Below are 14,808 nucleotides of genomic sequence, written 5' to 3'. Positions count from 1 at the left end.
CAGCGGTTTTGGGATCACAGGGGAGACCCTAAGATTGATAAAAACCGCAGCTGAAAAAAGGGGAGTAATAGTACTTACAGATCCGGATTTCATGGGGGAAAAAATAAGAAAAATAATAGGAGACAGGATTCCGGAAGTGAAGCATGCCTTTATACCTAGAGAAGAAGCTATGGAGGAAGGTGATGTAGGAGTAGAAAATGCATCCCCTGAGAGTATCATAAAGGCACTAAGTATGGCTAGGTACGAAGTAAAAGAGAATAGAAAGGAATTCACACAACTAGATATGATATCCAATGGACTATCGGGATGTCCCGATGCGGCTGAAATGAGGGCAAAGATTGGAAAAATCCTGGGTATAGGATATACTAATGCAAAACAGTTCCTAAATAGGCTGAATAATTATGGAATAACAAGAGAAGAATTTTATAGGGCAATAGAAACAGCCAGGAGGGTATGAAATGAGAGAATATAGCTTAGCTGATGCCACAAGAGAGGCAATGAAGAAATTTGATATTAGAGCCTCCAAAAAGTATGGTCAGAATTTCCTTATAGATAAGACTGTGTTGGAGAAGATACTTGAAACTTCTGATATAGATAAGGACTCAATGGTTCTTGAAATAGGTCCTGGGCTCGGGACTTTAACCAGGCAGCTATGTGAAAGAGCAGGCAAGGTATTAGCTGTTGAAATAGATAAGGATCTAATCAAAGCACTAAATATAAACATGTCAGGTTATAGCAACTTTAAATTGATAAACGACGATATAATGAAACTGGACCTGAAAGAATTGTTGAAGGAAAGCTTTGGAGATAATAAAGCAAAAGTTGTGGCAAATCTTCCTTATTATATAACCTCACCAATAATAATGAAGCTTTTGGAAGAAAGATTAAATCTATCATCCATAACCCTTATGGTACAAAAAGAAGTTGCTCAGCGCATTACAGCATCCCCTGGGAGCAAGGACTATGGGGTATTAACATTATCGGTTCAGTACTATGCAGTACCGGAATTAGCAGCTATAGTGCCTGCGGAGGCTTTTATGCCCGTACCTGGAGTGGATTCGGCAGTTATTCATATGAAGGTTAGAGAAAAAGCTCCTGTTTCTTTGGAAGATGAATCTCTCTTCTTTAGAGTAATAAAAGCTGCCTTTGCACAAAGAAGAAAAACTCTTTTGAATGCTCTTAAGGGAAGCGATATTAAGATTGATAGAGAAATCATGGAAGAATTATTATCAAGCTGTCATATTGATCCCAAGAGAAGAGGAGAGACTCTTTCTATGGATGAATTTGCAGAACTAAGCAATAAAATAAGCCTTTTTTTAAAAAAGTAGTCTACAATTGCCCCTCCCAGACATATATTAGTAATGACAATTTTTGAAGGGAGGGGGCTTTTGTGCCTTTAGGATATGAATACAAAAGGTACTTCATAATATTGCAGGAAGAGGACAAGGGTTATGAGATGACAGCCGGCAAAATACCTACCGGTTATGTAAAGATAGAAATAAAGAAGAATAAAGTAAAAATCGGCGGGTTCATACAGAATATGAAATCAGACGAGAAATCCAAGTATAGACTTAACCTTTTAGCCCCAAAGGAAAAACTTATATTAGATATTGGACTTTTTAGAATGGATAACAACGGTAGGGGAGAATTTTATGCTGAGTTGGATTCGGACAATGTTTATAACAGCAACATCCCCATAAGTGAATTTACTGGTGCTTTAGTTGTTGCAGGATCTGGTGTACCATTGGCAGGATATGCAGGCAGAGACAGCATACCATGGAGAGATTGGTACAGTAAAGGGAGAGAAGAAAAGGCAGTAAAGACTATAGACAGGGAAAGTGAGGAACCTGTAAGAGTTGACGAGGAGCAGTTCCATATTCCAGAAAAAGAAGAGATGAGAGAAGCTGAAGTAGTTGAGGAGATAAAAAAAGATAATATATCAGAAATTGAAGAGGTAAGGCAGGAAGAAATTATTGAAATTGAAGATGTAAGAGAAGAAGAAATCGTAGAAATTAAAGAGCCTAGAATTGAAGATTCTGAAGAAAGGTCAGAAAATATAGAAGAAATTGAAGTAGAATGGCACAAAGAAATGGAAGAAAAGATGGAAGAAGTGAGACAGCCTGAGGAAACTAAGGAGCCGGCTGGTATTGATTTTGTAGAATCAGATAGAATGGCTGAGAATATATACTATACTGAAGAAGATGAAGGGTTAGATGTGTCTGATGTAAAAAGAGAGACGAACATTATTGAAAATGATGAAGAATATAGAGACACGACCTTAGAAACCCAGTTCAGAGATGCGGAAGATATAGAAATGAGAGCAGAACCAGCACCTTTATATTATGAGGAACCAGTGAATATGGAGAGATACTCTTTCCACGAATCGGATATGAGCAATTTGACTGATTCTGCAGAAATAACCCAAAGACATAGCAAAAAGGAAAAGATGAGTGAGAACAAAGTCCATAATAGATTGTCTAATGCTATTAAAAACATGGATAGATTTGATGACTTTTATAGTGAGTATGGCATTAGATGGTATAGAATAGGAAGAAGGCTGTCACTTTTAAATGATGTAATAATACCAATGAATGGATCAATGATGCCTTTGTCTCATCCATTCATATCAGAAACTAATGGCAGAAATATTGAAAACTGTGTATTAGGTGTAGAACATAGAAGAGGAGAAATAAGATATGTTTATATAGGTATACCTGGACCATACCATGAGGCTTGCAGACCATGCTATGAGTACAGAGGGTTTACTAATTATAAAAGAACGAGGAGTGGCAGAAGAGGTTATTGGATCATGTGCATAGATATAGTAAAAGGAAGAATATGCAGGGTTTAGATATTCTTGAATAATTAGCCACCGGGTGAGCTAAAGAGGAGCAACTCGGTGGCTTAAACTTTTTTTGCTGGTTTAAAGTAACAGTATGGAAATCTTATAATTTTGTGGTAGAATTGTATGTGTAGTAAATACAAAGGACTGATGCAATGAAAAGGGATAGTGTAATTGATAAAAAATTGTTAAAGAATATAGATGTGGGAATAATAATTTCTGTTATTTTGCTTTTTGTAGCAGGTCTTCTTGCCATATCAAGTGCTACAGGAGTTGCTCATGGTGGTTCACTAAGATATGTAAAGATCCAAAGTGTGGCTTTTGTACTGGGAATAATAGCAATGGTGATTACTTTGTTTTTTGACTATAACACCTTTGGAGAAATGAATAAAGTAATATATGTAGTATGTATAATTCTATTAGTATCAGTTTTAATATTCGGAAAAGAGGTAAAGGGTTCCAAAAGCTGGTTTGATTTCGGACCTGTTAATTTTCAGCCTTCGGAGATTGTAAAGATAGGCTTCATACTGTCCTTTGCCAAGCTCTTAGAAAAAAAAGAAGGGACTCTGAATACAATAAAAGGTGTTGTACCTATAGTGCTGTACATCATTCCCATAGTTGGTTTGATACTGCTTCAAAATGACTTTGGTACCGCATTGGTATTTGTATTTTTTATTGTGTTTATGGTTTTTGCGGCAGAAATAAGCTATAAGTATGTATTAGGTGCAGGGGTTTTAGGAGTGCTCAGTTTTCCTCTGCTTTGGTTCTATTTTTTTGAAGACTATCAAAGAAAAAGAATACTGGTTTTTCTTAATCCGGAAATGGAACCTCTAGGAAGAGGATACCATGTTATACAATCAAAAATAGCTGTAGGCTCAGGCCAGTTCTGGGGTAAGGGATTATACCAGGGCACCCAGAATAATCTTGGTTTCATACCTGAGAGGCATACAGATTTTATATTCTCGGTTATAGGAGAAGAGCTGGGGCTTGTGGGCTCTGTGGCGATAATACTGTTGTTTATGCTTCTGATTATGAGATGCATATATATAGCAAAAATATCTAAAGATAGCTATGGAAAATACATTTGTATTGGTGTCATGGCCATGTTTTTGTTCCACATATTGGAGAATATAGGAATGACAATAGGAATGATGCCCGTAACAGGTATTCCTTTGCCTTTTGTAAGTTATGGAGGCAGTTCCCTTCTGACCAATATGATAGCTATTGGCTTGGTTTTGAATGTGGGGATGAGAAGACAAGTAATAAGATTTTAGATTATTATGGGGACAAAATAAGTATTTGGGACTATTTGAACGAAATATTGGTTATTTTGTCTCTAAATACTGATTTTTGCTATTGTACTTGTGTTTATATACTTATATACTTATGATGGCATATTTTTTTTGGAGGTGTAACATTGGGTTCTAATATGGTGATAAACTTGTTTGCAGGCTTAGCCATATTTCTATACGGTATGAAGGTCATGTCCGATGCCTTACAAAGGGCTGCCGGCAACAAGATGAAAAAGCTGCTTGAAATCCTCACACGAAACAGAGTATTAGCTGTTTTGGTAGGAACAGTAATAACTGCAATAATTCAAAGCAGCAGTGCAACCACAGTTATGGTAGTAGGTCTTGTAAACGCAGGTATAATGAATCTTAGTCAGTCCGTAGGCGTCATAATGGGAGCTAACATAGGTACTACAATGACAGCCCAATTGATTGCTTTTAAGTTTGATGATATTGTTCCTATTGCACTAATCATAGGTGCAGCTTTTATATTGTTTAGTAAAAAGAAATCCCGTAGGCAGATAGGCGAACTGATTTTGGGCTTTGGACTTTTATTTATGGGAATGAATTATATGAGTGACGCAATGAAACCATTGAGAGATGTACCCGAGTTCACTCAGTTTATGGTTGATTTGCAGCATAACCCGATACTTGGAGTGTTCGCAGGCTTCATACTTACAGCTGTAGTTCAAAGCAGTAGTGCTACCATAGGTATCCTTCAGGCGTTGGCTTCTCAGGGGCTTGTTCCTATAGAGGCAGCATTGCCAATATTGTTTGGAGACAATATTGGAACATGTGTTACTGCACTATTGGCAACTATAGGAGCAAATCTTACTGCAAAAAGAGCCGGGTTGATGCATTTGATATTTAACGTAGTAGGCACTTTTATATTCTTATTAATACTTGGACCTGTATCAGAAATTATTAAAGTAACTTCTTTGGATACAGTAAGGCAGATAGCTAATGCTCATACACTATTCAATGTGACAAATACAATTATTCAATTACCTTTTGCCGGGTTGCTTGTAACTTTTGTCAACAAAGTTATGCCAGGCAAAGCGGAAGATGACCCAACCAAGCTTGTATACTTAGACGAGAGAATACTTGAGACTCCTTCAGTGGCAGTTGTTCAGATAATAAAAGAGATAATAAGGATGGCTGAAATTGCTCAGGCCAATGTGAAAAAGTCTGTGGATGCAATATTAAATGGGGACGAAAAGCTAATAGAAGAAGTGTACACTAATGAAAAAGCTATAAATGCTTTAGAAAGAAAGATAACTGAGTATTTACTGGCTGTTTCCAATAAGGCTATAAGCCCGGAACAATCAAAAAGAGTTGCTGCTTTGTTTAATACAGTTCACGATGTAGAGAGGATAGGCGACCATGCTGAGAATTTGGTTGAGCTTGCTCAGTTTAAGGTTGATAATAAGATAGTATTCTCAAATACAGCAATCAAGGAAATGAAGGAGATATTTACAGTAGTTGATAAGGTAATAGAATCTTCACTCGCAGCTTTGCAGAATGATGATAAGGAAAAAGTTAAGGAAGCAGATAAATATGAAAATATGGTTGACGACTTGAGAGATACTCTGAGGGAAAGCCATATAAGGCGGTTAAACAATAATGAATGCAATGTAAATGCAGGAGTAGTATTTTTAGATATTGTAACAAATCTTGAAAGAATAGCTGACCATGGAGTGAATATTGCAGGAATAGTAAGTCCTTCATCCATTAAACATAAACCAAAAATGTAGAGTTTATTCGGGACATTCCGCTGAGAATACGCAATAAATAGGGGCATCGTGATGTCCTTTATTCTTTTTTGAACTATTCTGTATTATTTCCCGGGAAATAATGTCGAATTCTCTTCTATATGGTTTATTATTAACACTAAAAGCAGTATAATATGATATAGGTTAGTAATTAATGGGAGGTATGTATATGATAAGCCTTTGGACAGGCTATATACTGATCAGCATAATACTTGGACTTTGTGCAATTGTTATGAGAGACAATTTGATTCTACTATCAGTATTTATTGCAGCTCTTATAGCCTTGAAAATAGCTCTTATTTATTCTATCAATGCTGGGGCCAGGAGAGTACATGAAAATCTAACCAAAATTGTAAATGGACAATTGAATATAAACATAAAGAAAACTAATATCAAAGCTATAAACAGAATTGGTCAGAAGTTTAATGAATACCTTGACAAAATAAGAAACCTGGCAGGGCAATATGTCAATCTATCGGAAAAGACTACAAAAGAATCTCAAGCTATGAAGATGCAAGCAGAGAATCTAAGGATTACAGCCAGTGAAATAGCTTCAACAATACAGAATATTTCAGAAGCAGTAAACAGCCAAGCTGATTCAACAGTTAGTGTAAAGGAAAGCATAGATGTATTCACTCGTGGAGTAGACAATATCTATGAGAATGCATGGGAATCCTTAAATACAGCAAAAGATTCAAAGGCTGTTGTTGATGAGAGCTTCGAAAGCTTCAGAGAAGCATTTCAAAAGGTAGAAGAAGTTAAGGAGTATAATGGCAAAGTACTTCAGAACATGTTAAAGCTGAATAATTCAATAGAGCAGATAAGCGTAATAACTGAAGCGGTAGAATCTATAGCTTCTCAAACTCACCTTTTGGCCTTAAATGCCTCAATAGAGGCTGCAAGAGCCGGGGAGGCGGGAAGAGGTTTTGCTGTAGTAGCAGGAGAGGTAAGCAAGCTGGCGGATGATTCATCTAATTCTGCTAAGAAGATTAAGGAACTCATTGAAGGAATAATAAAGGAAATTGACGAATTATCAACTAACCTTAAAACGGAGACACAAATTGTAGAAAACAATGTGGCCTATGCTGCAAAAGCATTTAAGAAATCTGAGGATATAAATAAAGCTGTTTTAAAGAATATGGACGCAGCACAAGCCATTGTAGATCTGACTGAAGAGCAAAAAGCGAAATTGAATGAAATAACACATGCCATAGAAAACATCAACGATGCAACTCAGCAAAACGCAGCAGTAGTTGAAGAAATAACTGCCTCTACCCAGGAACAGCTATCAATAATTGAAACCATGTATGACTCCATAATAAACTTAAGCGGCGCCATTGAAGACAGCAGAACGATAATAGGCAATTTCATAAAAGGCTTTACTATAACTGATGATATTAAGACTAAGGTAGAAACTGTAAAGGAAATGCTAATAAACACCAGTAAAATACAAGGTCTTATGCAGATGGATGAAACTGAAGGAAACGAACTTTTAAAAGAGCAACAGAAAGCCTTGAACTATGTGGAATTAATTGCATTGGTAAATGATAAAGGGAGAATAATTTACTCAAATCCTGTGGTTACAGATGGACAAAGAGATTGCAGCGCAAGAGAATTTTTCCAAAAAGCTATACAAGGAGAAGTCTATGTAAGCAAAGAGTACATATCCATACTCACGAATCATTATAATATAACCGTATCGGTGCCTATCTATGAGGAAGGCAGTGTTAGTGGAGTTCTACTTGCAGATATTAACCTCAATGAGAATTAAGGATTTTGTAAACAGCCTGAAAAGGCTGTTTATTTTTGTAACAAATTAGAAATATAACTCGTCTAATATTAATGATACAATAGAAGAGAATCATTGAAGCACAGGAGGTAATTTATATGAAGAAAGGATTTACAGCAAAACGGGTTCTCAGTTTGTTGCTGGCCTTTACTCTCCTATTTTCAACTATACTCTATGGAGATGCTGTAGATGAATATAAGGAGACTAGTCAGCAGGTAGGCCCTAACACCCATTATAAAAATGCAACCTGGACAACTCCAAGTGGAACATTCAGAATTAATATGGTAGAAACCATAATAGGGAATCAATATATAAAAATTGAAACTTCAGATAATGGAAAAGCTGTCGGCACCGAGTCTGTATCGAAACAGGCACAAAAAAAGTACAGTGAAAACAGCAGAGTTATAGGTGCCATAAATGGTGACTTTTTTTATACCAACGAGTTGAGAGGTCTCCCCTCAGGCACCAGTATAGTAGATGGAGAAGTTAAAACTGCTTTACCAGAAAGCAAAATTTTTGGGGTAACTGATAAAGGCAATTGTTTTATTGATATATTGCAGATGGATGCATTTGCTTATATAAAGGATAAAACTTATCCTATAGTAGGAGTAAATAGAGTTAGATGGGATAATCAGCTTATACTGTATACTCCAGCCTTCGCAAGCCTTACAAACACAATGGGCAGTGGAACGGAAGTTGTAGTCAAAGGAATTGATCTTCCTATAAAGGCTAACGAAACATACACTGGTTATGTACATACAATAGCTAAAGAAGTGAGAAATTCAGAAATACCTGAAGATGGAGTAGTGCTATCTGGTCATGGTAAAGCCGCCGAATTCCTTAATCAACTGAAGGAAGGCGATGAAATAAGCTTTAATGTGAGCTTCAATAGAGACAATGTAAAGTATGCCGTATCAGGCAATACTAGACTGTTAAAGAATAATCAGGTACTAACAGATGAGATTGCAAAGATTACTGATGGAGCAAAAAGACATCCAAGAACCGCTATAGGTATTAAAGGCGGTACAGTAGTTATGGTAACAGTAGATGGCAGACAGAATGGGTATAGTGACGGCATGACTCTCAATGAGTTTGCCAACTTTTTGCTTAATCAGGGAATAGAGAATGCCCTTAATCTCGACGGAGGAGGATCAACTTCCATGATTGTGAGAACCCAGGGAAACTTTGGACCTATCCTTGTGAACTCTCCCTCTGATGGAAGGGAAAGAAATATATCCAACTCCATTCAGATTGTATCCTATGCACCACTATCCAAGCCGCTTCATGTGAGATTTAATCAGAATACACTTAACATATATAAGAACAGCACTTTTACACCAACAGCCTATGCACTGGACCAGTATTTTAACAGAGTAGATGTGGCATCAAATGCTATTAATTACAAATTAAGTCCCGGTATAGGGAAAATGGATAAAGAAGGTGTATTTACCGCTGCTTCTAAAGCAGGCAAGGGCTATATAGAAGGTTCCTCTGGAGGGACCAAGAGCAGGATAGAGGTGCAGGTATACGATAAGGTTGCTTCCCTTAAGATATTAAATAATTATGTAAGCCTTGATCCTGGCCAGAAGGTTCAATTGCAGGTTAAAGCATATAATGAGCAGGGTCAGGAAATAGTCATAAGCCCATCTGCTGTAAGCTGGCATGTCACTGATGATATAGGAACTATTGATAAAAATGGCGTATTCACCGCTGGTAAAACTGAAACAGATGGAAACATTGTTGCCAAGCTGGATAAAGTAGTGGCAAGCACCCAAGCAAGAATTGGAAATACACCGGTAGTTTTAGAGAGTTTCGAAAGCTTGGAAGGAATTGAAGTAAGCAGCATAAGAGCAGCGGCGGCAGGAAAAACTGTAACTGGTGAAGAACCTGTGAAAATGGGCAATGGAGCATTGAAGCTGGAATATAATATGACAACTGGAGAAGAAGGTACATCTGCAGCCTATGTAAATCTAAAATCACCCATGAAAGCTCCAGGTAAACCTTTAGAAATAGGCTTATGGGCATATGGTGATGGTAGCGGACATTGGTTAAGAGGTGTTTATACAAACAGTGCAGGTGAAAAGAAGATTGTTGACTTCACAAAGCAGGGAGGATTCAACTGGAAGGGATGGAAGTATGTATATGCAGAGATCCCTCAAGACGAGAAATTCCCTATCGCATTTGAACAGGTATATATAGCAGAACCTATAGAAGGTAATAAGACAGAGGGTATAGTATACTTTGACAACCTTACTGCCCTGTATAAAGAAGGACCGGATATCTACAATCCTGAAGTTGTAGCAGTTAAGCCGTTTAATAATGAACAATTGGCTGAGCAGCCTGCGGAAATAGTCATAAAGGTTAAGGATAAGGGTACAGGTATAGATCCGGGCTCCATAAGATTTATGATGGACAATGTACAGCTTAAGGCGGTTTATAATCCTGAGACAGGAGAGATAATTCATAAGATAGACTATAAGATGATAAAAGGACAACATAATGTACGATTGCTCCTGAAAGACAAAGCAGGGAATCCGATAAATCCAGAATTTAGATTTACATTTAGTATTAATCCGGAAACAAAATAACAAGAGGGGCATTTAGCCTCTCTTTTTTTTGGGTATTCCTTATGGGTCTTTTTAAGGAACACGGACCTACACGGCACTACCCACGGATTAACACGGCGGGTATCATTTGAAACCACTAAAAAACTAAAGGCTGCTACTTCGATACTATAGCAAACTAGAATAAGCATATGTGGAGTTCACAAAGGTATTGATTTTGGCAACTCTAATGCTCATATCCTAAGAAAAATCTAACGCTTCCCAAAGGGCCTCCATGCCCTGGAAAGCTTGGTCAGCATCCGTGCTGCCCATACGATTTTTCTAAGGACATTTCGCTAAGAGTTACTGGCAAAATCAATAAATATGTTCACTTGCACATATGCTTATTCTTTAGTTAGTGTAGCGTTCAAAGATATTAATGCTTTTATCCTGGACACAGCGATGTAGGGAACGGTTCATAACCGTTCCGCAACGCCAGCGTCTTACACTAGCTCTGTCATCCTGAGCTGCAAACGAAGGATCTTATACCCTAAAGGAATACCCTGACTATTCGTTGCTCATAGCAGGAAGAAATAGGAATACCTAAGGCAGCGCAACCAATATTGCTTGCTTGTTTTTTAAGCACTATAGCTTACTTCTGTACATTAGAACGATATAGTAAGTCCATATAAGATGCGTGCTGAAGATATTTTGCGAGCTTTGTTACAGTTCTTAGCGAAGAGCGAACTAAAAAAGCCGTAAGGCTGGCACGGATGGCAGACTAGGCATCCAGGACATGGAGGTCCTTTGGGTGCCGTTAGGCTTTTTGTGAGATCAAGCTATAGAACTGCCAAAGCGAGCTCTTTTATCTAAAGCACTTATCTTATATGGACGCTTTTGTGTCCTTTAGTGGTTCCAAAACAAAGACCCCAGAGGAATACCCTAACTCTGAGTTCTGAATTCTGAGTTCTAAAATAATAATCCTCTTGATTTAAATTTAGAAAAATGGTATCATTATATCGTAATATTTGAATATATTGATATTAGGATAAATGATTTGAGGTGAGATTTTGGAAAAGGATTATAAAAAGTTCAGTGACACAGCTGAATTGTTAAAGGTACTGGCTCATCCTGTGAGACTATGCATTGTAAAAGGTCTCATAGAAAAGGGAGCCTGCAATGTAAGCCACATGCAGGGGTGTCTTGAATTACCTCAGTCCACAATATCTCAACATCTTCAAAAGCTAAGGGCTGCAGGCATAGTAAAAGGCGATAGAAATGGGTTGGAGATAACCTATAGCATATCGGACGAAAGAGTCATAAGAATAGTGGACACTTTGTTTAGTTAGTCATACATCATGTTATGGGAGGTTTTAATGTGAATAAAAAAATCTTAATAGTCGGTGGAGTAGCAGGCGGTGCATCTGCTGCAGCCAGAATGAGAAGGTTGGACGAAAACGCTGAAATCATATTGTTTGAAAGGGATGAGTACATTTCTTTCGCAAACTGTGGTCTTCCTTATTATATCGGTGATGTTATAAAGGAAAGAGAAAAACTGTTGGTTCAGACTCCTGAAGACATGAAAGAAAGATTCAACATAGATGTAAGGATTAGGAGTGAAGTTACTGCCATAGATCCTGAAAATAAAAAAGTTACTGTAAAAAGCGTTGACAAAGGCATTTATGAAGAAAGCTACGACTATATAATATTATCTCCAGGTGCCAAACCAATAAGGCCAAATATACCGGGGATAAACAGCAGCAGGATACTTAGCCTAAGAAATGTGCCGGACACAGACAAGATAAGGGACTATGTGGATAATAGAAATATAAGATCTGCCGTTGTCATCGGGGGTGGTTTCATAGGAGTAGAAATGGCAGAAAACCTTATAGAGAGAAATATTGATGTTACTCTTGTAGAAGCAGCACCACATATACTGGCTCCCTTTGATTCAGATATGGTTGTCATAGCAGAAAAGGAAATGGAGCAAAATGGCATAAAACTAATATTAGGCGATGGTGTTAAAGCCTTCTCTGAGGAAGGCAATTCTGTTCAAGTCACTCTAAACAGTGACAAGACTATAGCTGCAGATATGGTAGTATTGGCAATAGGAGTTACTCCAGACACTGGATTCTTGAAAGACTCAGGTATAGAATTTGGACCTAAAGGTCATATAATAGTAAACGATAAGCTGGAAACCAATATACCTGGAATATATGCGGTAGGAGATGCCATAGAAGTGGTGGATTTTGTTACAGATAACAAAACTGCCATACCACTGGCTGGACCTGCAAACAAACAGGGAAGGATAGCAGCTGATAATATAGCAGGTCTTAATAAATCCTATAAAGGAAGTCAAGGTACTTCTATATTAAAAATATTTGATTTGACAGCAGCAAGTACCGGTGCCAATGAAAGAACACTGCAGAGACTTGGCATTCCATATAAAACCATATTCCTTCATCCAAATTCCCATGCAGGTTATTATCCTGATGCCCTTCCCATGACTATAAAGCTCATATTCAACGATGAAGGCAAGATTCTGGGAGCTCAGATAATGGGATATGATGGAGTGGACAAGAGGATAGATGTCATTGCTACAGTTATAAGGCTAAAAGGAACAGTAGATGATTTAGCTGAACTGGAATTGGCTTATGCTCCTCCTTATTCATCCGCCAAAGATCCTGTAAACATGGCAGGTTTCATGGCACAAAATGTTTTGAGTAATATGGCCAGCATCATAACTCCCACTGAAATGAAGGCTATGGATAAAAATGATTATATACTTCTGGATGTTAGAACTGAAGAAGAGTTTGAAAATGGATATATTGAGGGAGCTGTAAATATACCTGTAGATAGCCTGAGAAACAGGCTCCATGAATTGGATAAAGGAAAGCTGATAATTGTATATTGTCAGGTAGGCATAAGAGGGTATATTGCTGAGAGAATTCTAAGGCAAAATGGGTTCAAAGCAAAAAATATGACCGGTGGTTACAAGAGCTATTCTGCAGCTGAGTTTATTCCGGGCAAAGGAGCAGCTATGAAGGATTCTGACAGAATAGTCAATGACAAAGGAGAAGCCTTGAAACCTTTAAATTCAGAACAACCAGATAGGGAACTTGATGCCTGCGGGCTATGCTGCCCAGGTCCCTTGATGCAGGTTAAATCATGCATGGAAGAGCTGAAGGAAGGTCAATTACTGAAAGTTACAGCCACCGATCCAGGCTTCTACGAAGATATTAAAGCATGGACAAAAAGAACCAATAACCATCTGGTAGATTTAAAAAGAGAAGGCGGAAAAATCATTGCATTAATAAGAAAAGGCATGGAGGTTGCTCCTGCCGTATATGTAGATGCCTCTTCAGTACCTGTGAAGGATAATAAAACTCTAGTGGTATTTAGCGGAGACTTGGATAAAGCTATTGCCTCCTTCATAATAGCCAATGGCGCTGCCTCCATGGGTAAAAAGGTTACCATGTTCTTCACCTTCTGGGGTTTGAACATTCTGCGAAAGCATGAGAAAGTTGCTGTGGAGAAAGGGCTTATGGATAAGATGTTTGGCATGATGATGCCCAGAGGAAGCAAGAGGCTGGGTCTGTCAAAGATGAACATGCTGGGCATGGGACCCAAGATGATAAGAAGTGTCATGAAAAACAAGAACGTTTCATCTCTGGAAGACCTGATAAAAGCAGCTATGGATAATGGCATCGAAATAGTAGCATGCCAGATGTCCATGGATGTAATGGGTCTGAAGCAGGAAGAACTCATAGATGGAATAAAAATCGGTGGAGTTGGCTACTACCTCGGTGAAGCTGAAGACTCCAATGTGAATTTGTTCATATAGACGCGTTGCCTGAGGTATTCCTATTGGGTTAGTCGCTGGTCGCTAGACTCTAGTCACTAGTCTCTGTGCTAGGATATTCCTCTGGGGTATTTAATTGTACAACTTCGATACTATAGCAAGCAAGAATAAGCATATGTGCAGTTCGCAAAGGTATTGATTTTGGTAACTCTAAAGCTCATATCCAAAGAAAAATCTAACGCCTCCCAAAGGGCCTCCATGCCCTGGAAGGCTTGGGCACCATCCGTGCTGCCCATACGATTTTTCTAAGGAAATTTCGCTAAGAGTTACTGGCAAAATCAATAAATATGTTCACTTGCACATATGCTTATTCTTTAGTTAGTGTAGCGTTCAAAGATATTAATGCTTTTATCCTGGACACAGCGATGTAGGGAACGGTTCATAACCGTTCCGCAACGCCAGCGTCTTACACTAGCTCTGTCATCCTGAGCGGCAAGCGAAGGATCTTATACCCAAGAGGAATATCCTGGCTACTTGCAACTCGTAACACGAAGCAGGACGAGATAGGAATACCTAAGGCAGCGCAACCAATTAAGCTCTATATACCGCCTTTAGCCTATTTATCTTTACTCCCTGTTCCATAAATTTTGTTTCATACTCAGTGGGTATGTTTTCCGGATCATTTTCTGAAGCCAAATCATATGTAATATTAATAATATCCAAGTTGGCAGCTCTAAACTCTTCAATGCTGAAGTCAAAGAGAGGTCTATT

General features: G+C 38.1%; 9 protein-coding genes and 1 pseudogene. 9 read left to right on the top strand and 1 reads right to left on the bottom strand.

Going from position 1 to position 14,808, the window contains the following annotated elements; all coding sequences use genetic code 11:
- The 9 genes from rnmV to ACESM9_RS10410 all read left to right on the top strand — a co-directional run.
- Window positions 1-457 (top strand): ribonuclease M5 (gene rnmV, locus ACESM9_RS10450; RefSeq protein ID WP_372997998.1); only part of this gene is annotated, 457 nt, incomplete at its 5' end.
- A gap of 1 nt (window position 458) precedes the next feature.
- Window positions 459-1,328, top strand: a complete 870-nt coding sequence (rsmA, locus tag ACESM9_RS10445; protein ID WP_372997996.1) for a 16S rRNA (adenine(1518)-N(6)/adenine(1519)-N(6))-dimethyltransferase RsmA — start codon at window positions 459-461, stop codon at window positions 1,326-1,328.
- A gap of 62 nt (window positions 1,329-1,390) precedes the next feature.
- Complete coding sequence (locus tag ACESM9_RS10440) at window positions 1,391-2,851, top strand: hypothetical protein (RefSeq protein ID WP_372997994.1); 1,461 nt, start codon at window positions 1,391-1,393, stop codon at window positions 2,849-2,851.
- Between the two features lie 146 nt (window positions 2,852-2,997).
- Window positions 2,998-4,116, top strand: a complete 1,119-nt coding sequence (gene rodA / locus ACESM9_RS10435; RefSeq protein WP_372997992.1) for a rod shape-determining protein RodA — start codon at window positions 2,998-3,000, stop codon at window positions 4,114-4,116.
- A gap of 155 nt (window positions 4,117-4,271) precedes the next feature.
- Window positions 4,272-5,885, top strand: coding sequence for a Na/Pi cotransporter family protein (locus ACESM9_RS10430; protein ID WP_372998000.1), 1,614 nt, complete (start codon window positions 4,272-4,274; stop codon window positions 5,883-5,885).
- Between the two features lie 187 nt (window positions 5,886-6,072).
- Window positions 6,073-7,674 (top strand): methyl-accepting chemotaxis protein, encoded by a 1,602-nt coding sequence (locus ACESM9_RS10425; RefSeq protein ID WP_372997990.1) that lies wholly within the window; start codon window positions 6,073-6,075, stop codon window positions 7,672-7,674.
- Window positions 7,675-7,790: 116 nt separating this feature from the next.
- The gene (locus ACESM9_RS10420; protein WP_372997988.1) at window positions 7,791-10,280 is read left to right on the top strand and encodes a phosphodiester glycosidase family protein; all 2,490 of its coding nucleotides are present in this window, start codon (window positions 7,791-7,793) and stop codon (window positions 10,278-10,280) included.
- Window positions 10,281-11,305: 1,025 nt separating this feature from the next.
- Window positions 11,306-11,584 carry an ArsR/SmtB family transcription factor gene (locus ACESM9_RS10415; RefSeq protein WP_372997986.1) on the top strand — a complete coding sequence of 93 codons (279 nt, stop codon included), beginning with the start codon at window positions 11,306-11,308 and terminating at the stop codon, window positions 11,582-11,584.
- 29 nt (window positions 11,585-11,613) lie between these two features.
- On the top strand, window positions 11,614-14,079 hold the full coding sequence (locus ACESM9_RS10410; protein ID WP_372997984.1) for a CoA-disulfide reductase: 2,466 nt from the start codon (window positions 11,614-11,616) through the stop codon (window positions 14,077-14,079).
- A 549-nt stretch (window positions 14,080-14,628) separates the two neighbouring features.
- On the opposite strand, the pseudogene ACESM9_RS10405 reads toward ACESM9_RS10410, so the two are convergent.
- Window positions 14,629-14,808 (bottom strand): annotated as a pseudogene (locus ACESM9_RS10405) (tRNA (guanosine(46)-N7)-methyltransferase TrmB); the annotation flags it as partial.

Source organism: Lutispora sp. (assembly GCF_041687175.1).
GTDB lineage: Bacteria > Bacillota > Clostridia > Lutisporales > Lutisporaceae > Lutispora.
Note: the sequence above shows the minus strand (reverse complement) of the source record. Positions and strands in the feature narration are given on the sequence as shown.

Excerpts from the sequence above, each read along its gene's own strand:
- ACESM9_RS10420 (WP_372997988.1), top strand. The coding sequence starts at position 7,791 with ATGAAGAAAGGATTTACAGCAAAACGGGTTCTCAGTTTGTTGCTGGCC.
- ACESM9_RS10425 (WP_372997990.1), top strand. The coding sequence starts at position 6,073 with ATGATAAGCCTTTGGACAGGCTATATACTGATCAGCATAATACTTGGA.
- rsmA (WP_372997996.1), top strand. The coding sequence starts at position 459 with ATGAGAGAATATAGCTTAGCTGATGCCACAAGAGAGGCAATGAAGAAA.
- rodA (WP_372997992.1), top strand. The coding sequence starts at position 2,998 with ATGAAAAGGGATAGTGTAATTGATAAAAAATTGTTAAAGAATATAGAT.
- ACESM9_RS10430 (WP_372998000.1), top strand. The coding sequence starts at position 4,272 with ATGGTGATAAACTTGTTTGCAGGCTTAGCCATATTTCTATACGGTATG.